Source organism: Streptomyces longwoodensis (assembly GCF_001514125.1).
Classification (GTDB): Bacteria; Actinomycetota; Actinomycetes; order Streptomycetales; family Streptomycetaceae; genus Streptomyces; species Streptomyces longwoodensis.
Genome location: NZ_KQ948551.1, coordinates 127851 through 146844, shown reverse-complemented (window position 1 = coordinate 146844; position 18994 = coordinate 127851). Strand labels below are relative to the sequence as shown.

The 18994-nt window shown below is 73.3% G+C and carries 19 protein-coding genes and 1 tRNA gene; 12 read left to right on the top strand and 8 right to left on the bottom strand.

Annotation, left to right across the window (positions count from 1 at the left end; all coding sequences use genetic code 11):
• Positions 1-1264 (bottom strand): MDR family MFS transporter (locus tag AQJ30_RS09665; protein ID WP_159052315.1); only part of this gene is annotated, 1264 nt, incomplete at its 3' end.
• Between the two features lie 177 nt (positions 1265-1441).
• Between AQJ30_RS09665 and AQJ30_RS09660 the strand changes: the two genes are divergently transcribed.
• Positions 1442-2434 carry a peptidoglycan-binding domain-containing protein gene (locus tag AQJ30_RS09660; RefSeq protein WP_245726875.1) on the top strand — a complete coding sequence of 331 codons (993 nt, stop codon included), beginning with the start codon at positions 1442-1444 and terminating at the stop codon, positions 2432-2434.
• Between the two features lie 156 nt (positions 2435-2590).
• Here the strand turns inward: AQJ30_RS09660 and AQJ30_RS09655 are convergent, their stop codons facing one another.
• A complete protein-coding gene (locus tag AQJ30_RS09655) occupies positions 2591-4114 on the bottom strand; it encodes a chitinase (RefSeq protein ID WP_067231307.1) in 1524 nt (507 codons plus the stop codon).
• Positions 4115-4420: 306 nt separating this feature from the next.
• Here AQJ30_RS09655 and AQJ30_RS09650 point away from each other — a divergent pair, with 306 nt between their 5' ends.
• The gene (locus tag AQJ30_RS09650; protein WP_067231305.1) at positions 4421-5143 is read left to right on the top strand and encodes a lytic polysaccharide monooxygenase; all 723 of its coding nucleotides are present in this window, start codon (positions 4421-4423) and stop codon (positions 5141-5143) included.
• A gap of 274 nt (positions 5144-5417) precedes the next feature.
• Here AQJ30_RS09650 and AQJ30_RS09645 read toward each other — a convergent pair whose 3' ends face one another.
• Positions 5418-6080: an HAD family hydrolase gene (locus tag AQJ30_RS09645; RefSeq protein ID WP_067231302.1), complete on the bottom strand. Its 663-nt coding sequence runs from the start codon at positions 6078-6080 to the stop codon at positions 5418-5420.
• Positions 6081-6262: 182 nt separating this feature from the next.
• Positions 6263-6844 carry a TMEM165/GDT1 family protein gene (locus AQJ30_RS09640; RefSeq protein ID WP_067231299.1) on the bottom strand — a complete coding sequence of 194 codons (582 nt, stop codon included), beginning with the start codon at positions 6842-6844 and terminating at the stop codon, positions 6263-6265.
• Between the two features lie 376 nt (positions 6845-7220).
• Between AQJ30_RS09640 and AQJ30_RS09635 the strand changes: the two genes are divergently transcribed.
• The 4 genes from AQJ30_RS09635 to AQJ30_RS09620 all read left to right on the top strand — a co-directional run bounded on the left by AQJ30_RS09635 (position 7221) and on the right by AQJ30_RS09620 (position 11123).
• Positions 7221-7865 (top strand): HNH endonuclease family protein, encoded by a 645-nt coding sequence (locus AQJ30_RS09635; RefSeq protein WP_067231296.1) that lies wholly within the window; start codon positions 7221-7223, stop codon positions 7863-7865.
• Positions 7866-7927: 62 nt separating this feature from the next.
• Positions 7928-9562 carry an alkaline phosphatase D family protein gene (locus AQJ30_RS09630; RefSeq protein WP_067231295.1) on the top strand — a complete coding sequence of 545 codons (1635 nt, stop codon included), beginning with the start codon at positions 7928-7930 and terminating at the stop codon, positions 9560-9562.
• Positions 9563-9868: 306 nt separating this feature from the next.
• Positions 9869-10324: a DoxX family protein gene (locus AQJ30_RS09625; RefSeq protein ID WP_067231292.1), complete on the top strand. Its 456-nt coding sequence runs from the start codon at positions 9869-9871 to the stop codon at positions 10322-10324.
• A gap of 169 nt (positions 10325-10493) precedes the next feature.
• Positions 10494-11123, top strand: a complete 630-nt coding sequence (locus tag AQJ30_RS09620; protein WP_067231290.1) for a DedA family protein — start codon at positions 10494-10496, stop codon at positions 11121-11123.
• Positions 11124-11186: 63 nt separating this feature from the next.
• On the opposite strand, the gene AQJ30_RS09615 is transcribed toward AQJ30_RS09620, so the two are convergent.
• Positions 11187-11414 (bottom strand): DUF2277 domain-containing protein, encoded by a 228-nt coding sequence (locus AQJ30_RS09615; protein ID WP_107119541.1) that lies wholly within the window; start codon positions 11412-11414, stop codon positions 11187-11189.
• Between the two features lie 102 nt (positions 11415-11516).
• Here AQJ30_RS09615 and AQJ30_RS09610 point away from each other — a divergent pair, with 102 nt between their 5' ends.
• The gene (locus AQJ30_RS09610; RefSeq protein ID WP_067231285.1) at positions 11517-12422 is read left to right on the top strand and encodes a ketopantoate reductase family protein; all 906 of its coding nucleotides are present in this window, start codon (positions 11517-11519) and stop codon (positions 12420-12422) included.
• Positions 12423-12453: 31 nt separating this feature from the next.
• On the opposite strand, the gene AQJ30_RS09605 is transcribed toward AQJ30_RS09610, so the two are convergent.
• Positions 12454-12972, bottom strand: a complete 519-nt coding sequence (locus AQJ30_RS09605; RefSeq protein WP_067231281.1) for a GNAT family N-acetyltransferase — start codon at positions 12970-12972, stop codon at positions 12454-12456.
• Between the two features lie 136 nt (positions 12973-13108).
• Here AQJ30_RS09605 and AQJ30_RS09600 point away from each other — a divergent pair, with 136 nt between their 5' ends.
• Both AQJ30_RS09600 and AQJ30_RS09595 read left to right on the top strand, forming a co-directional pair.
• Positions 13109-13453 (top strand): hypothetical protein, encoded by a 345-nt coding sequence (locus AQJ30_RS09600; RefSeq protein WP_067231280.1) that lies wholly within the window; start codon positions 13109-13111, stop codon positions 13451-13453.
• Between the two features lie 133 nt (positions 13454-13586).
• Positions 13587-14225, top strand: coding sequence for a PASTA domain-containing protein (locus AQJ30_RS09595; RefSeq protein ID WP_245726873.1), 639 nt, complete (start codon positions 13587-13589; stop codon positions 14223-14225).
• A 66-nt stretch (positions 14226-14291) separates the two neighbouring features.
• On the opposite strand, the gene AQJ30_RS09590 is transcribed toward AQJ30_RS09595, so the two are convergent.
• A tRNA-Val gene (locus AQJ30_RS09590) sits at positions 14292-14366 on the bottom strand.
• 200 nt (positions 14367-14566) lie between these two features.
• On the opposite strand from AQJ30_RS09590, the gene AQJ30_RS09585 reads away from it, so the two are divergent.
• From AQJ30_RS09585 to AQJ30_RS09575, 3 genes are all read left to right on the top strand, one after another.
• Positions 14567-15355 carry a DUF4097 family beta strand repeat-containing protein gene (locus AQJ30_RS09585; RefSeq protein ID WP_067231277.1) on the top strand — a complete coding sequence of 263 codons (789 nt, stop codon included), beginning with the start codon at positions 14567-14569 and terminating at the stop codon, positions 15353-15355.
• Between the two features lie 74 nt (positions 15356-15429).
• Positions 15430-16806: a hypothetical protein gene (locus AQJ30_RS09580; protein ID WP_067231275.1), complete on the top strand. Its 1377-nt coding sequence runs from the start codon at positions 15430-15432 to the stop codon at positions 16804-16806.
• Between the two features lie 155 nt (positions 16807-16961).
• Positions 16962-17537 (top strand): DUF4383 domain-containing protein, encoded by a 576-nt coding sequence (locus tag AQJ30_RS09575; protein ID WP_067231272.1) that lies wholly within the window; start codon positions 16962-16964, stop codon positions 17535-17537.
• Here the strand turns inward: AQJ30_RS09575 and AQJ30_RS09570 are convergent, their stop codons facing one another.
• Positions 17538-18695, bottom strand: coding sequence for an amidase domain-containing protein (locus AQJ30_RS09570; RefSeq protein WP_245726871.1), 1158 nt, complete (start codon positions 18693-18695; stop codon positions 17538-17540). It abuts the gene before it with no gap.
• Positions 18696-18994 lie beyond the last annotated feature (299 nt).

Genomic DNA, 18994 nt, shown 5'->3' with positions numbered 1-18994 from the left:
CCACGCCGAAGGAGGCGCCGATGGAGCGGAAGAAGGTCGCGCCGGAGGTGGCGACGCCCAGGTCCTCGTAGGGGACGGCGTTCTGCACGATGAGCACCAGCACCTGCATGACCAGGCCGAGCCCGAGGCCGAAGACGAAGAAGTAGGCGCTCATCTCGGCGGTGGGGCTGCGCTCGTCGAGCTGGTGCAGCAGGAGCAGGCCGACGGTGGTCACGGCGGTGCCGGTCAGCGGGAACACCTTCCAGCGGCCGGTGCGGCTGACGATCTGCCCGGACACGGTGGAGGACAGCAGCATGCCGAACACCATGGGCAGCATGTGGACGCCCGACATGGTCGGCGAGACGCCCTGGACGACCTGGAGGAACGTCGGCAGGTAGGTCATCGCGCCGAACATCGCGAACCCGATGATGAAGCTGATCACCGCCGACAGGGTGAAGGTGCGCACCCGGAACAGCTTCAGCGGCAGCACCGGCTCCGCAGCCCGGCGCTCGACGGTCACGAACGCCACGGCCAGGACGACGGCCAGCGCGATCAGTCCGGCGATCCGCGCCGAGCCCCACGGCCAGGTCGTGCCGCCCAGGGAGGCGACCAGGACCAGGCAGGTGGCGAGGGAGGCGATGAGGAAGGTGCCCAGGTAGTCGATGACGTGCCGGGTGCCCTTGCGCGGGATGTGCAGCACGGCCGCGATGACGGCGAGCGCGACGACGCCGACGGGCAGGTTGATGTAGAACACCCAGCGCCAGCTGAGGTGTTCGGTGAACAGCCCGCCCAGCAGCGGGCCGAGGACGCTGGTCGCGCCGAACACCGCGCCGAACAGGCCCTGGTAGCGGCCGCGCTCGCGGGGCGGCACGATGTCGCCGACGATCGCCATCGACAGCACCATCAGCCCGCCGCCGCCCAGGCCCTGGACGGCGCGGAACGCGATGAGCTGCGGCATGTCCTGCGCCATACCGCACAGCGCGGACCCCACGAGGAAGATCAGGATGGCCGCCTGGAAGAGCTTCTTGCGCCCGTACTGGTCGCCCAGCTTGCCCCACAGCGGGGTCGCCGCGGTCGAGGCCAGCAGGTACGCGGTCACCACCCAGGACAGGTGCTCCAGACCGCCGAGGTCGCTGACGATCGTGGGCAGCGCGGTCGACACGATCGTCTGGTCCAGCGCGGCGAGCAGCATGCCGAGCAGGAGGGCGCCGATCGAGACGAGGACGTTGCCGGCGACCTGCTCCCGCCGCGGATCCTCGGTGCGGGCGTGCGCATCCAAGGCCATCGAGACCTCCCGGGCCGTGCCGGCCGTCGTGACTGTCGTGACAGTTCCATCGTGGTGGGTGTGTCCCGTAATGGCCCGTCGAGTCCTGCTGGAAGCGGGAATTCCGGGGACCGCGGGCGGGGGTCCGTGTGGAGGATCTGCATAATCTCTGGAGCTTGCATGGGGAGGGGCGAACACGTGAACGAGCCGAACGGCCCGCGCGGACCGCTGGGGCATCCGTGTCCGGAGTGCGGTGCGCCACGCGCGGCCGACCACACGCCGTCCTGCGCCTGCGCGCGCCGCACCTCCGACGCCGTGCGCGAGACCCGCACGGCGGAGGTCGCGGCGGCCGAGGACTTCGACCCGCTGCGGGTGCGGCCGTACGTCGAGTACGGGCGGCTGGGCGAACCGGGTGAGGCGGGTGCGGCGGGGCCGGGTGCGTCGGGCGCTTCGGGGGCTTCGGGCGGGGTCCCGGCCGAGCCGACGATGCCGCTGCGGGCGGTGCCGGCCGCGCCGGCGGGGGCCGGCGCGGAGGACCTGGAGCTGTTCGAGGAGGGTGAGCCCGCCGGGGATCCCGCGTCCGAGCCGCGCAGGCGGCGCCGGGGGACGCTGCTGCTGGTGGCGGCGGGGGCGGTGGTGGCGGTGGCGGCCGCGGCGGGGTTCGCGAGCGGGCTGTTCTCCTACGAGACGCCGACCCGGGACACGGCGGCCCCGCGGGACGTGCGGGCGGCCGTGCCCGGACCGTCGGACAGTCCGTCGTCGGCGGCGGCGTCCGCCACCGGGACGGCCTCCCCGTCCCCCTCGGCCTCCGACTCCCCGTCGCCGTCGGCGAGCGACAGCGCGTCGCCGAGCCCGTCGGCGTCCAGCGCGTCCCCGTCGCCGTCCCGCTCGCCCTCGGGGCCGGCGTCCCCGTCGGCCACCGCCTCGGCCCCGACCCCGTCGGCCTCCGGCCCGGACAACGGGCGGGCGACGGCGCTGCGCCGCGGCGACAAGGGCCCGGAGGTGGCGGAACTCCAGACCCGGCTGCGGCAGGTGGGCCTGTACGGCGGCGACATCGACGGCAGCTACGACGAACAGGTCGAGAACGGCGTCCGCACGTTCCAGTGGTGGCGCGGCATCCAGGAGGACGAGCCGGGGGTGTACGGCGCGGTGACGCGTGCGCGGCTGGAGGGGGAGACGCAGGCGGGATGACACGACGGCGGGTGGTTTTGGCGCGGCGCCGTCGTGGCCGGTCGCGCAGTTCCCCGCGCCCCTGGGGTGGGTGACGGTGCCCGGCGTCGACAGGGGGCCGTGCCGGTCGCGGCCCCCCTCGGTACGGGTCGCGGCCGGCACGGTCGTCCCAGTGGGTCAGCAGGTGCCGAGGTCCTGCCAGACTCCCCATTCGCCCGTGGTGCCGGGCTCCTCGCCCGTCGTCCACCACTTGGCCTTCCAGGTGTGGCCCTTGTACGAGACCTGCTGGCCGCCCGTGTACACCTTGTCCTTGGCCCACGGGGCGGCGGTGCACTGGTTGCCGGTGCCGCCGGTGACGGTCAGGGAGTAGGTGGCCGCGTGGCTGCCCGTGGTGCCCGTGCCGGTCACGGTGACCGTGTAGGTGCCGGAGGCCGCCGCCGAGGTGGTGGCCAGGGTGAGCGTGGAGGTGCCGCCCGCGGTGACCGACGTGGGGCTGAGCGAGGCGGTGACGCCCGCCGGGGCCCCGCTGACGCTGAGCTTCACGCTCTGGGCGCTCCCCGCCGTGACGGCCGTCTTCACGGTGGCCGTGGCGGACTGGCCGGCCGTCACCGTCCCGGAGGCCGGGGTGAGCGCCACGGAGAAGTCGTTGGACGGGGTGCTGGTGCCGCCGGTGAACGGCGCGAAGACGTGCGTGAAGTCCCACGTGTTCTGCGCGATGCCCGAGCAGTTGTCCGCGGCCGCCCCGCCCGGGCACCCGCCGTTGTCCCGCTGGAGCGCCCAGAAGGACAGGGTGTTGATGCCCTTGGCGACGGCCCAGTCGTACACGGTCCGGGCGTTGGCCAGCGTGAAGGTCTCCGCCTTGCCGAAGTCGTCGACGCCCGGCATCTCGGTGACGCCGACCATGTTCCACAGCTGCGCCGGCGTCTTGCCCGGGTACAGCTGGGCGAGCAGGTCGTACAGGCCCTGCGCGGCGGTCTGGGTGTCCTGCGCCATGTCGTGCGGCTGGTTGTCGTAGTAGTCGAACGTCATGAGGTTCACGACGTCGACCCGGGTGCCGTTGGCGACCGCGTTGCGCAGCAGCGCCTCGCCGGTGTCGCCGAGCCCGTGCGTGGTGGTCGGCAGGGTGTAGGAGATCTCCACCTTGCGCCCGTTGGCCGCCGCCCAGTCCTGGACCAGCTTGATGGCCTTGTTGCGGCGGTCGATGGCCGCGGTGTTGTCGAGCGAGTCGACCTCGATGTCCATGTCGAGCCGCGAGATGTCGTAGGTCGTGATGACCTTCTCGTACGCGGCGGCGATCTGCTGCACGTCGGTGCAGCTGTCGGCGATCTCGGTGCCGGTGGTGTCGGCCGTGTACCCCCCGAACGAAGGGATGACGTCACCGCCGTTGGCCTGGATCGTCTTGATGTCCGAGCCGAAGGTCGAGGCGGCGATCGGCATGCCTGTGTCGCCGTTCCAGTACGGCGTGCAGGAGCCCTTGGTGGCGGTCTGGAGGAACGCCATGGTCAGGTGCTTGGCGCCCGACTGGGCGGCCAGGGCGGCCGGGCTCTCGCCGGTCCACGCCTCGAAGTAGGGCGCGAACACGTGGGTCGGCAGGGGCGTCGCGGCCTGGGCGGTGCCGGTTCCCGTGAGGGCGAGGCCCACGGCGGCGGCCGCGGTGGCGGCTGCGGCGAGGGCCGCGCGGAAGGGACGCACTCGTCTCATGTCAGTCCAGGTGTGTGTGGGGAAGGGCCGATGTCCCGTGCTGGGACGGGGACTTGCCGCCTACTGGAATAGCGCCCGCCCCGGGGTGGGTCAATGGTCTGGACCAAGAAGGGACTAGACCAATCGGGACCCCTCGGGGAGCCCCCGGGCAGACCCTCCCTGTACAGGGCACGTACCGGCCGACTGGACCGCGTCCGGACAGCGTTCACCCTTCGCCGATTACCGCACAGTCACCCTTGACCGGGCCGCCACGGGCCGGGCTATGGTCTAGACCTAGTCGGCGTCAGATCCCGAGGGAGATATGTCATGGACATGAAAAGGCGAACGGCTTTCGTGATCGGCGCACTCGCCGCACCCGTGCTCGCCGTCAGCCTTCCGGCGAGCTCGGCCGTCGCCCACGGCTGGGTGACCCTGCCCACGAGCCGCCAGGAGCAGTGCGCCCAGGGCCTGGTCGACTGCGGCCAGATCAAGTACGAGCCGCAGAGCGTGGAGGGCCCCAAGGGGCTGCAGAGCTGCAGCGGCGGGCACGCCGAGTACGCCGAGCTGGACAATGACAGCAAGGCCTGGAAGGTCACCCCGGTCGGCACGACGGCCACGTTCACCTGGCACAACACGGCCCGGCACTCGACCTCGAACTGGCAGTACTTCATCGGCGGCCAGAAGATCGCCGAGTTCGACGGGCGCAACCAGCAGCCGGCCGCGGACGTCAGCCAGCAGGTGAACTTCGGCAGCTTCACGGGCCGTCAGAAGGTGCTCGCCGTCTGGAACATCGCCGACACCGGGAACGCGTTCTACTCCTGCGTCGACGTGAACATCGGCGGCACCGGGGGCGGGGGCGGCGGCACGGGTGGCGGCGGCGGGGGCGGCACCACCTGCACCGTGGCGGCCTGGGACCCGGCACGGGTCTACAACGGCGGCGACACCGTCACGTACGGCGGCCACACCTGGCGTGCCAAGTGGTGGGTGACCGGCGACAAGCCCGGCACCACGGGCCAGTGGGGCGTCTGGGAGGACCTCGGGGCCTGCTAGGGCCTGCGCCGCCGATGGCTGAGCGCGGCCCGGAGGGCGGGGGCGGGGGCGGGTTCGCCGGCCCCCGCGGCCGGGCCACCCGGCCAAGGCGCGCACAACCGACCCGCCGCGCTCGGCCGACGCACCGCGCTCAACCGACCCGCCGCGCCCAGCCCACTCGCCGCGCCCAGCCCACGCGCAGCGCCCAGCCGACGCGCAGCGCTCACCCGACCCGCCGCGCCCAGCCGACGCGCAGCGCTCACCCGACCCGCCGCGCTCAAACGACCCGCCGCGCTCAGCCGACGTGCAGCGCGAACCCGTCCGCCGCCGCTTCCACCCGTACCCGCGTCAGGTCCCGCACCACCGCGTCCGGCCCGTGCACGGCCGCCCGCGGACCGACCCCGACCACCCGCATCCCCGCGGCGCGGCCCGCCGAGATGCCGGCGCCCGAGTCCTCGAAGACCACGCAGTCCGCCGGGTCCACGCCGAGTTCCGCCGCGCCCTTGAGGAAGCCCTCGGGGTCCGGCTTGCTCGCGCCGACCGACTCCGCAGTGACCCGCACCGCGGGCAGGCCGAGACCCGCCGCCCCCATCCGCGCCGTGGACAGCGGCACGTCCGCCGACGTCACCAGCGCGTGCGGCACACCCAGCCGCACCAGCGAGGCGAGGAACTCCCCCGCCCCCGGCACCGGCACGACGCCGTCCAGGTCGGCCGTCTCCTCGGCCAGCATCCGGGCGTTGTCCGCGTGGTTGCGCTCCATCGGCCGCCCGGGCAGCAGCACCGCCATCGAGGCGTACCCCTGGCGCCCGTGGACGACCTTCATCACCTCGTCGCCGTCCAGGCCGTGGTGGTCGGCCCAGCGCCGCCAGACCCGCTCCACGACGGCGTCGGAGTTCACCAGGGTGCCGTCCATGTCGAGCAGCAGGGCACGGGCGGTGAGCACGGTGGTCGCCGTCATCGGCAGCTCCTGGTGGGACGCGGGGGCGGGCCACGGGGACGGTCCGCCGGGGACAGAGCGGCCCCGCCCGCCGGTCAGGGAAAACGGGCGGGGGCCACTTTGTTTCTCCACGGTACAAAACAACCCCCCTCCCGCGCCACCGGCCCCGGGAACCGTTCACCGGACGTTCAGCCGCGTACGGCTCAGCCGGTGACGGCCTCCCACAGGCTCCACACGCCCAGGGCCAGCATCAGCACGGCCGCGATCTGCGTGATCAGCTTCAGCGGCACCCGCTTCATCAGCGCCTTCCCGCCGACGATGCCGAGCCCGGCCACCGCCCACAGCGCGAGCACCGCGCCGAGGCCGACGGACAGCGGGTCGTCGTAACGGGCCGCGAGGTTGGCCGTCATGATCTGGGTGAGGTCACCGAACTCGGCGACCAGGATGAGCATGAAGCCCGCGCCGGCCACCTTCCAGAAGGACTGGTTCTCCGGGCTGCGGATCTCCTCGTCGTCCTCGCCCTTCTTCATCAGCAGCACCGCGGCCCCGCCGAGGAACAGCACACCGGTCAGCGCGTGCACGATCTGCTGCGGCAGCAGCGTCAGCACGCTCCCGGCCGCGACGGCGAGCGCGACGTGCAGGGCGAACGCGGCGGCGACCCCGGCGAAGACGTAGGACGCGCGGTAGCGGGTGCCGAGGACGAGGCCGGCGAGGGCGGTCTTGTCCGGGAGTTCGGCGAGGAAGACGACGCCGAAGACGAGCGCCGTGACGGTCAGGCTGATCAAGGTTCCTCAATCGGTCGGGCGCGGCCCCACCGAGAGTGCGCAGTCTCCACGAACCGGACGCCTCGGCAGGACAGCACACGTGTCACCCGTGCCGTGCGGCACGGGCGTGCACTGCTTGCCGAAGGTCTCGCTGGCCGATCCGTACGGGATCCGCCTCCGGGCGCCGGCTCAGGCTGGCTGAGCAGTATGTCGACGGTCCGGCGAAGAGCTACTCCCCTTCTGCGCCCTCCAGTGTACGAGATCGTTCCGCCACCGGCCTTGTCATGTCATGTACGCGTCACTAATTTCTCACCGAGCGCTCATCGCCCGGCAACACGGGCCGACGAGCATTCCCCCCGCTCGCGCTCCACCACCCCACCACCCCAAGGGAGTTCGCATGCCGAAGCTCTACGCGCGTCGACGGCTGAGCATACTCGCGGCGTTCACCGGCCTCATAGCCTCCGCGGCACTGTTCAACCCGCCGACCGCGTCCGCGGCCCTCCCCACGCCGGTCAGCGCCGCCACCGCCCGCACCTACCTGGCGAGCCTCACCGTCGCCGCCGAGAACCGCACCGGTTACAGCCGCGACCTGTTCCCGCTCTGGATCACCATCTCCGGCACCTGCAACACCCGCGAGACCGTCCTCAAGCGCGACGGCTCGAACGTCGTCACCGACTCCTCGTGCGCCGCGACCAGCGGCAGCTGGTACTCCCCGTACGACGGCGCCACCTGGACCGCCGCCTCCGACCTGGACATCGACCACCTGGTCCCGCTCGCCGAGGCCTGGGACTCCGGCGCGAGCGCCTGGACCACCTCCCGCCGCCAGTCCTTCGCCAACGACCTGACCCGCCCGCAGCTCCTCGCCGTCACGGACAACGTCAACCAGGCCAAGGGCGACCAGGACCCGGCCACCTGGATGCCGTCCGTCAGCTCCTACCGCTGCACGTACGTCCGCGCCTGGGTGCAGGTGAAGTACTACTACGGCCTGTCCGTCGACTCCGCCGAGAAAAGCGCGTTGACCGGGTACCTGAACAACTGCTGACCCCGATCCTCGCCGCGGCCCTCCGTCGCTGCGTACCGTACGGGGCGACGGAGGAGGCGTGTGTGGGTGAACTGAGGCTGGGTCCCCTGCTGAGGTACGTGGACGGCACGAGCGCGACCGTGTGGGTCGAGACGAGCCGTCCCTGTGCGGTCGAGGTACGGTGCGCGGACGGCGTCGTGGGCACGGCCCGCACCTTCCACGTGTCGGGGCACCACTACGCGCTGGTGCAGGTCACCGGCCTGACCCCGGGCACCACCACGGCGTACGAGGTGTACCTCGACGACACGCGCGTGTGGCCGGAGCCGGACTCGCGGTTCCCGCCGTCGGTGCTCCACACCCCGGCCGAGGGCGACGAGGTCCGCGTGACCTTCGGCTCGTGCCGCTGGGCCGCCCCGGCGGCCGACGAGAAGGACCCGGTCGGCCCGGACGCCCTGGACGCCCTCGCGACCCGGATCGCGGCCGACCCGGACGGCGAGCGGCCCGACGTGCTGCTCCTGGTGGGCGACCAGGTCTACGCCGACGAGACCTCCGACGCCACCGGGCGCTGGCTGGCCGCCCGCCGCGACCTGAGCGAGCCGCCCGGAAGCCAGGTCGCCGACTACGAGGAGTACACCCACCTCTATTACGAGTCCTGGCTCGACCCCGAGGTGCGCTGGCTGCTGTCGACCGTGCCGAGCTGCATGATCTTCGACGACCACGACCTGATCGACGACTGGAACACCTCCGCCTCCTGGCTCGCCGACATGCGGGCCACGCCCTGGTGGCGGGAGCGGCTGCTGGGCGGCCTCACCTCGTACTGGGTGTACCAGCACCTCGGCAACCTCTCCCCCGCCGACCTCGCCACCGACCCGCTCTACGCCGCCGTCCGCGCGGCCGACGACGCCACCGACATACTGCGGGACTTCGCCGAACGCGCCGACGCCGAGCCGGAGTCCGTGCGCTGGAGCTACCGGCGCGACTTCGGCCGGGTGCGGCTGCTGATGGTGGACAGCCGGGCCGCGCGCGTGCTGGCCGAGGACGAGCGCGCGATGCTCGACCCCGGCGAGGAGGAGTGGCTGCGCGACGAGGCGCTCACCGACCGCGAGTCCTACGACCACCTGCTGGTCGGCACCTCGCTGCCGTGGCTGCTGCCGCACCTGGTGCACGACGCCGAGGCCTGGGACGCGGCGCTGAGCCGGGGCGAGCGCGGCGGGCGCGACGGGCGCTGGGCGCGGTTCGGGGAGTGGCTGCGGCGGGGCGCCGACCTGGAGCACTGGGCGGCGTTCCCGCGGTCCTTCGCCGACCTGGCGGCGCTGCTGGCCGAGACGGGCACCGGGGACGGGGCCCCGGCCACGATCCTGGTGCTCTCCGGGGACGTGCACCACGCGTACGTGGCCGAGCCGCACTGGCCGGACGGGGAGCCGGACGCCCGGGTGCTCCAGCTGACCTGCTCGCCGGTCCACAACTCCGTCCCGGCGTCGATCAGATGGGGCTTCCGCCTCGGCTGGAGCGCGCCGGCCCGGGCGTTCGGGCGGCTGCTGCGGCGGCACGGGCGCTGCGAGCGGCCGCCGGTGACGTGGCGCAGGACGGGCGGTCCCTGGTTCGGCAACCAGCTCATGACGCTGACCCTGCGCGGCCGTTCGGCCCGCCTGCGGCTGGAGCAGGCCCGCCAGGACGGCAGCCTCGGGGAGGTGTACGGGTCGGTGCTGGCGCCTTAGAGCGGCGGGTGCCGGTGCCTCGGACCGGTGGGGGCCGGTGCCTCGGACCGTGGGTGCCGGCGCCTCGGACCGGTCGGTGTCACCGGCCTTTCGGACAGGGTTTCGGACGCGGCCGTCGTCGCGCCGGGCGTCCCACGTGCGCGGACGGCGGAGGTGTCCGTTCCGTGGCGGGCGTGACGATGGCCCAATGTTGAACTTGCAAGCAACATCGGCGCTCCCTAGCGTGGGTCCTCCCTCGGTACAGCACGCCCCCCACCGGCCGGTCCCCCGTGACCGGCCGACCGTCCGAACCGAAGGAGCCCCCGCATGACCGGACGCCTCAACAGCGCCCAGCCCTATGCCGTCGGCCTGTTCCGCATCGTCGTCGGCCTGCTCTTCGCCTGCCACGGCGCCGCCTCGCTCTTCGGCGTCCTCGGCGGTGCCGTCGGCACCGACGGCGGCGCGCTCGACGCCGGCACCTGGCCCGGCTGGTACGCGGCCCTCATCCAGCTCGTCTGCGGCAGCCTGGTGCTGCTCGGCCTCGGCACCCGCGCGGCCGCGTTCCTCGCCTCGGGCTCCATGGCGTACGCCTACTTCGACGTGCACGCGCGCGGCGCCCTGTGGCCCATCGAGAACGGCGGGGAGCCGTCGGCGATGTTCTGCTGGGCCTTCCTGCTGCTGGTGTTCACCGGCTCGGGCGCGCTCGGCCTGGACCGGCTGGTCGCCCGGCGCGCGGTGCCCGAGCCCGTGCCGGCCGCCCCGGAGGCCGCGGTCACCGTCTGACGGGGGGTCACCCCCCGCCCGGTGACGATGCGTGTCCAACACACGAGGCCCCCGTGACCCTCCTGTCACACCGCGGGCGTACGCTGTATGGCTGTCACTGGCCGCCCCTGCCGCTCCCTCGCGACGCAGCGGCTCGTGCGGCCGTACGGGGGAGTCACGGGGAGTCTCGGTGTTGGAAAGTGTGGGGTCGCTGACCGGCAGCCCATGGATCTACGGGCTGATCGCCCTGTCCGTGCTCCTCGACGTGTTCCTGCCGCTGCTGCCCAGCGGAGTGCTGGTGATCACGGCGGCCACGGCCGCGGCGGCGGGCTCCGCCGCCGGGGCGGGAGCCGGTGCCGGGCACGTCGTACCGAACGACGTGCCCGACGTACTGGTGATCATCCTGTGCGCGACGACCGCGTCCGTGGCGGGCGACCTGGTCGCCTACCGGCTCGCGTGGCGGGGCGGTGAGCGCCTGGACCGGGCCATCGCCCGCTCCCGCCGGCTCACCACCGCGCAGGAACGTCTCGGCCAGGCGCTGGCGCGGGGCGGCGGGCCGCTGATGGTCCTGGCCCGGTTCGCGCCGGCCGGGCGTTCCGTCGTCTCCCTGATCGCGGGCGCGGCGCACCGCCGGGCCCGCGACTTCGTGCCCTGGTCGGTCATCGCGGGACTGTCCTGGGCGGCGTACAGCGTGGCGCTGGGCTACCTCGGCGCGCACTGGCTCGGGGCGACCTGGCTGGCGACGGGCGTCTCGGTGGTGGCCCTGTTCGGCGCGGGCGGCCTGGCCGCGTTCCTGGTGCGGCGCAGCCCGGCGGCCTGACCCCCGCGCGCCCGGCACCCGCCCCCGGGGATCACCGCCTCGGGGACGACGCCCTCCAGGGCGTCAGGCCCGCCGGGCCGGGGCCCCGCGTACCTCCAGGTCGCCGAGCAGTTCCGCGGTCGCGTCGGCGACGGCCTGGACCGCGCGGTCGAACGCCTCGCGGTTGTGGGCGGCCGGGGCGCGGAAGCCGGAGACCTTGCGGACGTACTGGAGGGCGGCGGCGCGGATGTCCTCCTCCGTGGCCTCCTCGGGCAGGGCGGGCGGTCGAAGGGTCTTGATGCTGCGGCACATGCCCCCAGTCTCGCCCGCCCGGGCACACGGCGACAGCCCGGCTGGCATGATCGTCGGCGGCGGCCACCCGGTGGAGGGGGCCGACCGACGAGAGGATCCCGCATGACGAACGACCGGACGACGGTGGCCGTCCTCGGCCCCGGCGGAGTGGGCGGACTGCTTGCCGCGCTGCTGGCCCGGGCCGGACACCGGGTGATCTGCCTGGCCGGGCCGGAGACGGCCGAGACCCTGCACACCGACGGCATCCGGGTGCGCAGCGCGCGGTTCGGCGCGTTCACGGCCCGCGTGGAGGCGGACACCGTGCTGCGCGCCGAGCCCGACGCGGTGCTGATCGCGGTCAAGCACACTGCGCTGGAGGCGTCTCTGGACCGCATCCCCTCCTCCGCCCTGGGCGACGCGCTCCTCGTGCCGTTCCTCAACGGCGTCGAGCACCCCGCGCTGCTGCGCGCCCACCACCGCCCGGACCGGGTCGCCCCGGCCGTGATCCGCGTGGAGTCCACCCGCGTCGCCCCGGGCGTCGTCGAGCACACCAGCCCCTTCGTGGAGGTCGACCTGACCGGCGACCCGGTGCCGCGGCCCCGCCTCGACGCGCTCGCCCCGGTGCTCGCGGCGGCCGGACCCACCACCCGGGTGCTGCCCGACGAAAAGGCCGCGCTGTGGGCGAAGATGGCCTTCCTCGCCCCCTTCGCGCTGCTCACCACGCGCTACGGCCTCCCCCTCGGCGAGGTCCGCACCCGTCACCGCGACGAGCTGACCGCCCTGGTGACGGAGACGGCCGCGGTCAGCACCGCCGACGGCGCCCCGGCCGACCCGGCCGCTGCCCTCGCCCGGTACGACGGCTTCCCGGCCGGCATGAAGTCGTCCATGCAGCGCGACGCCGAGGCGGGCCGCGCCCTCGAACTCGACGCGATCGGCGGGGCGTTGCTGCGGGCGGCACGGCGGCACGGGGTGCCGGTGCCGGTGGCCGAGCGGGTGGTGGCGGACCTCGGGGAGCGCACGCGGGCGTGACAGCGGGGGCCGGCCGGACGGGCCGGACCCCCTAGGGCTCGTCGGGGCGCAGGTCCACGGCCCAGTCGTTGGATCTGAGCCAGTGGCCCTTCGGGTACTCGAAGTCGAGCTGGCCGCGCAGGGTGAAGCCGGCCCGTCGGCACACGCCGTTGGACGCGGGGTGGTCCGCGCTCGGGTAGGCGTGCAGGGAGCGGTGGCCGCCGGCCTCCCGGACCGCCTCGACCAGGGCGCGGGCCGCCACCGCGGCCAGGCCGCGCCCCTGGAACTCGGGCAGCACGGCCCAGCCCGTCTCCCACACGGTGCCGTCCTCCCCCTCGTGCTCCCAGTAGCCGATCGAGCCGACCGTCTCGCCGGTGCCCTCCAGCTCGACCCGGTACATCCGGCCCGCGTCGAGCGCCAGGTACCGCCGGTGCCGGTCGGCCAGCTTCTCCGGCGACTCCGGCCCGCCCAGGTGGGCGGTCATCTCCGGGGTGTTGGCCCGCTCCAGCAGCCAGAAGTCCCCCTGCGCCCAGGGCACCAGCCGCACCCGTTCCCCGCCGCTGTGATCCATGGCACCACCGTAGGCGAGGGGTCTGACAACGGGTCCGCAGGCGGGAAGCGAGCGGGGAGCGGGCCGCCGCCACTCGATCGCATGAACCACCGGAAGGAACTCGCGACCCAAATTCGAACAGGCGTAGCATTAGCGCGTGGCTACGACCTATGACTTTCCGAGCGACCTGCGCGCCGGTCAGGAGGAGCTGCATCAGGTCAGGGCCGAGCTGTCGGCCCTGCTGAAGCGGCTGCCCTGGTCGGTGGAGCCCCTGGACGGGTTCAGCGACGACGGCGGCTGGCGGAAGGTGGAGCGCCCCGCCTCCCCCGGCTGGACGGCCGACGAACAGGCCGAGGTGGAGAAGCTCCGGCGCCGCGAGCACGAGCTGGCGGTCTTCGTGACCTGCCACCGTTTCTGGCAGGAGGTCGCGACCGCCGACCGGGTGGAGGCCCGCACCCAGCTCAAGCACGCCCACGAGATCCCACCCGACGAGGACGCCTGACGCCCTGCTCAGGAGCCCGAGCGCTCGCCGACACCCCCGGTCACGATCAGGTGAACTTCTTCCTCCCGAAGCAACCACACGCCCCCCACACCAGTCGCACACGTGCAACACACATCTATCCCGTGGGGGACGCGTGAGCCAGCAGTACCCGCAGCACCAGCCGGAGCAGCACCCGCAGCACCCGCAGCACCCGCCGCAGCAGCCCGGGTGGGGCGCTCCGCAGCCGCCGGCCGGGTTTCCGCCGCAACCGAAGAAGTCCGGTGCGGGAAAGATCGTCGGGTTCGGCTGCGCCGGACTCGTCGGCCTGTTCCTCGTGATCTGCGTGATCGGCGCGGTGGTCGGCGGCAAGAGTGACGACCCCGCCGAGGACACGGCGAACGTGAAGCCCGCGGCCACCGGCACCCAGGACGACAGGCCGGCCGTCACCGCCGAGCCCGGCACGGCCGAGCCGCCCAGCGCACCCGTGAAGACGGAGGAGCCGAAGAAGAGCAGGACCGAGCCCGCCGACAGCGTCAAGAAGCCCAGCGCGGACACCGGCGCCCCGGAGACCGCGACCCTGCCCGATCTCGTCGGCCAGGACCTCCAAGCCGCACAGGACGCCGCGCAGGCCGCCGGGTTCTACGTCCTCGACGACCAAGACGCCAGCGGCCAGGGGCGGTTCCAGATCTACGACCGCAACTGGACCGTCTGCAGCCAGGATCCCGGGCCCGGCACGCACCCCACGGACACCCTGGTCACCCTGTACGCGGTCAAGGACGACGAGACCTGCTGACCCACGGCCGCAGCGCCATGCAGAACGCCCCGGCCGACGAGGGCCGGGGCGTCCGGTGGGTCATCCTGGTGGGCGCGGACGGTTTCGAACCGCCGACATCCTGCTTGTAAGGCAGGCGCTCTACCCCTGAGCTACGCGCCCAGGACGAGTCGACAGCCTACATGGCCCGGGCCAGGGGACCGCAAACCCGTATCGGCGGCCGTGGGCGGGCCCTTGCGGGGGTTTCCCCCACCCCCGGTCCGGGAGGCCGCCGGATCGTGCCGCGGGCCCCGGGTCCCTAGCGTCGGGGGCAGGACGCCGGACAACCGCCGGACACCCGCAGGACCCAGGGGGGACCCACCATGACCCGCTCCCGTCTCACGCCCGGCCGCGCCGCCCGCGCCGGCCTCGCCCTCGGCGCCGCCGCGCTGCTCCTGGCCACGGCCACCGCCTGCGGGGCCGACGCGGGCGAGGACCAGCACCCCGAGCACCGTGCCTTCGCGCTGCAGGGCCGTACCCTCACCGTCGACTCCGACGACTCCTCCCTGGAGATCGTGGCCGGCGACGCGCACCCGGCCGGGCGCGTGCGGGTCACCCGCTGGTTCGAGGGGTCCGTGCTGGTCGGGAGCGACCCGAAGGTGACCTGGTCGATGGAGGACGACCGGCTGACGCTGCGCCTGCACTGCTCGGGCGTGGTCGCCGACTGCGCGGCCCGGCACCGCGTGGAGGTGCCCCGCGGGGTGGCCGTACGGGTCGTGGACGGCGACGGCAGTGTACGGGCCCGGGGGTTCCGGGACGCGCTGAGCATCCGGACCGGGGACGGCTCGGTGCGGGTCACGGACACCACCGGCCCGCTGGAGCTGCGCAGTGGCGACGGCTCGCTGCGCGCCGAGGTCGGCTCCCGCCGGGTCAGCGCCCGCAGCGGCGACGGCTCGGTCCACCTGGAGCTGAGCGCCGTACCGGACCGGGTCGAGTCGGTGGCGGGCGACGGCTCGGTGACGCTGGTGCTGCCCCGGGCGACCTACAAGGTGACCGCCTCCAGCGGGGACGGCGGCGTCGACGTGTCCGTGCCGCGCGACGACGCCGCCCGCGCGCACGTGGTGTCCGCCCGCACCGGCGACGGACACATCACGGTGCGCAGCGCGAACTGACCGGCCCGTGTGTTCGTCCCTACCGGGTGGGAGAATGACACCGGGCAGGGCTGATCACGGCACGGGAGAGGGATGTGACGGCGACACCTTCACAGCAGGCCGCGTCGCCGGGGGCGTCCCGCGCCCGCCGTGGCGTGGGCGACACCCTCGCCCTCGCCGTCGCCCTTCCCCTGCTGGCCGCGCTCGCGCTGCCCGCCGCGTTCGCCGGCGGCGGCACCCGGCGCTGGTTCGGCGGCCGGGCCGAGGGCCAGCGGGCCGAGGCGCAGGCCGCGAAGGACGCGGCGGCCACCGCGTTCTACGAGCTGGACACCGCCCAGCGCGACCTGCGCATCTCCATCGAGACGATCAGGGCCGTGGACGACTCGCCCGCGGCCCGGCGCGCGGTCGCCGACTTCGAGGCGCTCGGCCGGCGGATCGACGAGGCCAGCGGGCGGTACATCGCCGCCGTCGACGCCCACGACCTCGACCGGGACGACCTGGAGGCCGGGGCGGCCGCGCAGGCCCGCACCGAGCTGACCCGGGCCAAGGACGAACTCCAGCGCGTCCGGGGCGAACTGGACCGGTACACGGAGGGGCTCGCGCCGCTGCTCGGCAAGGCGGAGACCCAGCTCGCCCGGCTGGCGCCCGCCGTGGAGCGGGCCCGGCAGGCGCTGCGGGCCGCCTCCGACGCGCTGGACGCCGTACGGGCCGCGGGGCTGCGGGCCGACGACCTGGCCGCCCGGCTGGCCGCGCTCGCGCCGGAGCTGACCCTGCTGAACCAGGGCGCCGGCCGGCACGGTGTGCCGCAGACACTGGAGCGGGCCGAGCGGGTGGCCCGGGAGGCCGAGGCGGTGCGCGCGGAGGCGGAGCGGCTGCCGGAGCGGGCCGCCGAGATCGACCACCGGCTGGTGTCGCTGCGCACCCGCGCCCAGGCGCTGACGACCCGCGCCGGGCAGGTGGAGCCGGTGCTCAGCGAGCTGCGCCGCCGGTTCACGGTCGCCTGCTGGCAGGACCTCCAGCACGTGCCCGAGCAGGCCGCCCAGAACGTACGGCAGGCCGAGGCGAAGCTCGCCGAAGCCCGCGCCGCCCGGGACGCCCAGCGCTGGCCGGACGCGACCGCCCTGCTGTCGACGGTGCGGGCGCTGCTGAACGCCACCGACGAGTCCGTGTCGGCCGCCGGGGACCGGCTGAGCCGGCTCAACGCCGTGCAGAAGGACCCGCGGGCGGAGATCGAGCGGACCCGGTTCGCGATCCGGGACGCCCAGCGCCTGGCGATGACGGGGCGCAACACCCCGGACCCGCGGCACGCGCGCCCGCTGGACGACGGCGTGGCCCGGCTGGAGCGGGCGATCGGCACGCTGGAGGGCCGGCACCCCGACTACTGGCACTTCCTGACCGAGACGGAGGCCGTCCGCGAGACGGTGGCGCGGGTCGTGGCCCTCATCCGGGAGGAGCGGGGCGCCGCGCACTGAGCGGTCCGGATGCACGGCTCAGGCGACATACGCGGGCATACACGGGCATACGCGGCGTTTGCTACGGAACGCGCGGGGGCGGATGCTGAAGGGGACGCGGGGCCCGTCGCCGGTGCGGGGCGGGCGCTCGGCTCCCCGAACGCAAGGAGGCGGAGATGGCCACCCACGCAGTGCGCTCCGGGCCGCGGCAGCGCATCCGGTTCAACGACCACCTGCCGGTCGACCACCGGCTGAACAGGGTCTACCGGATCGGCGCCGGACTGATGGGCCTGTTCCTCGTGGCCTTCGGCATCCTCGGCGTCCTCGACAAGATCGGCACCTTCGACACCGGCGGCGACCACGTGCTGGGCCTGAACACCAACGGCGCGCTGAGCTGGCTGTCGATCGCCGTCGGGCTGCTGCTCTTCGTCGGCATGGTGATCGGCGGGAACTTCGCGTCCACGCTGAACATGACGCTCGGCGTGCTGTTCATCGTGAACGGCTTCCTGACCCTCAGCCTGCTGGACACCGACTACAACTTCCTGGCGTTCGAGATCCAGAACTGCCTGTTCAGCTTCGTCGTGGGGCTGCTGCTGATGACGTTCGGGATGTACGGCAGGGTCGGTTCGTCCCTGCCGCACGACAACCCGTACTTCCGGGCCCGCCATCCCGAGCTCGCGACCGACGAGGACCGCGGGCGCGAGCGGCGGGAGGAGTACCCGAACCTGAACAGGCCCGAACAGGCCCCCTGATCAGGTGCGGTAGGCGTAGTAGTACGCGGTCGGGTACGAGGCGACGAGGCTCGCCACCGACCGGCGGAAGGTGTTGTTCGAGTGGTACGTCACGTACGGCACGCCGTTGCTCTTGGCCGTGACGATCATCGTGTGGTCCTTGGACCCGTCGCGGTCGAAGTCCATCTGCAGGACGTCGCCGACCTCGAGCTGGTAGACGTTCGCCAGCGGCGTGGTCCGCTTGGAGTTCTGGGCGAACCAGGACCACTCGTTGACGCCGACGAACGAGTCGGACTGGATGTCGGCCGTGCCGAACCACTTGGTGTAGTCGTACACGTAGCCCGGCACGTGCTTCCAGCCGCCCGCCTTCAGGGACTGGCTGACGAAGTTGGTGCAGTCGCCGCCGGCGCCGTGGCCGTTGAAGTCCGGGTAGTCCTTGTTGTAGACGTTCCAGTACTTCTCGGCGTAGGCCGCCATCGCCTTGTAGTCGTAGGCGGTGCCGGTCTTCGGCACCTTGACCGGGTTGCGGGTGGTCGCGGCGCGCGGGGCGTCGGGCGTCGTGTTGCCGTCGTCGGCGGTGGTCGGCGCCTTGACGGCCGGCTTGGACAGCGTGTTGACCGCCAGGCCCGAGTCGGTGTCCTTGACGTTGGTGAGCTGCCAGTTGCCGTGCCGGTCGGCCTTGAAGGTCAGCTCGTGACCGGCCTGGAACCCGGTGGTCCGGGGCTCGTTGCCGCGGGCCTGGGCGTACGTCAGGGTCGTGGTCTCGGTGACCGCGACGGTGGCCCGGCGGCCCTCCACGCGCGTGGCGTTCAGGGTGACGGCGGTGTTCGCCTTGCTGTACTCCTCGCCGAGCGAGGCCAGCTTGTCCTTGCGTCCCTCGAGCGTGTCCCGGGCGCTGTCCTCGGTGCGGGACAGTCCGGACGACAGCTTCACGTGACCGGAGAAGCCGGAGGTCAGCGGCTTGTCGCGTGTGCTCTGCGCGCCGGCGACCAGGGCGTCCGTGCGGTCGGTGAAGAACGCGTCGGCCAGCTTCTGGAAGGTGGCCTTGGTCTTCGCGTCCACCGTCGGGTCGTCGACGACCGCGGCGCCCGCACTCCAGTTGGGCAGCAGCGCCACACCCGCGACGACCGAGGCGGCGGCCGCCGTCAGTATGGTCGCGCGGCGCCGCGTACGGCTCAATTTCCTTGACTTCACTAGAGATTCCCCTCTTACCCCGGCGAGGGATGCCGGGACCGGAATCCTCGCATGCCGTGTGCGGCGTTTGTGAAGGGGGATGCCCAAGTGGAACCTGGCCCGTTATGGGTTCGTCACTGCACGACGGCCGACCAGTCCGGGGACTGGGCCGGGTCGAGGGAACGCAGCCGCTCCAGGGTGGCCGGCTTCTGCGCGTCCATCCAGTCGGCGAGTTCCTTGAAGGACACGCACTTGACGTCCTTCTTGGTGCAGACGTTCTTGATGACGTCGTCGACGGCCTTCAT

Coding starts and splice junctions, on each gene's coding strand:
- AQJ30_RS09635 (WP_067231296.1), top strand. CDS start 7,221: ATGCCGAAGCTCTACGCGCGTCGACGGCTGAGCATACTCGCGGCGTTC.
- AQJ30_RS09610 (WP_067231285.1), top strand. CDS start 11,517: ATGACGAACGACCGGACGACGGTGGCCGTCCTCGGCCCCGGCGGAGTG.
- AQJ30_RS09645 (WP_067231302.1), bottom strand. CDS start 6,080: ATGACGGCGACCACCGTGCTCACCGCCCGTGCCCTGCTGCTCGACATG.
- AQJ30_RS09625 (WP_067231292.1), top strand. CDS start 9,869: ATGACCGGACGCCTCAACAGCGCCCAGCCCTATGCCGTCGGCCTGTTC.
- AQJ30_RS09650 (WP_067231305.1), top strand. CDS start 4,421: ATGGACATGAAAAGGCGAACGGCTTTCGTGATCGGCGCACTCGCCGCA.
- AQJ30_RS09585 (WP_067231277.1), top strand. CDS start 14,567: ATGACCCGCTCCCGTCTCACGCCCGGCCGCGCCGCCCGCGCCGGCCTC.
- AQJ30_RS09615 (WP_107119541.1), bottom strand. CDS start 11,414: ATGTGCCGCAGCATCAAGACCCTTCGACCGCCCGCCCTGCCCGAGGAG.
- AQJ30_RS09655 (WP_067231307.1), bottom strand. CDS start 4,114: ATGAGACGAGTGCGTCCCTTCCGCGCGGCCCTCGCCGCAGCCGCCACC.
- AQJ30_RS09575 (WP_067231272.1), top strand. CDS start 16,962: ATGGCCACCCACGCAGTGCGCTCCGGGCCGCGGCAGCGCATCCGGTTC.
- AQJ30_RS09605 (WP_067231281.1), bottom strand. CDS start 12,972: ATGGATCACAGCGGCGGGGAACGGGTGCGGCTGGTGCCCTGGGCGCAG.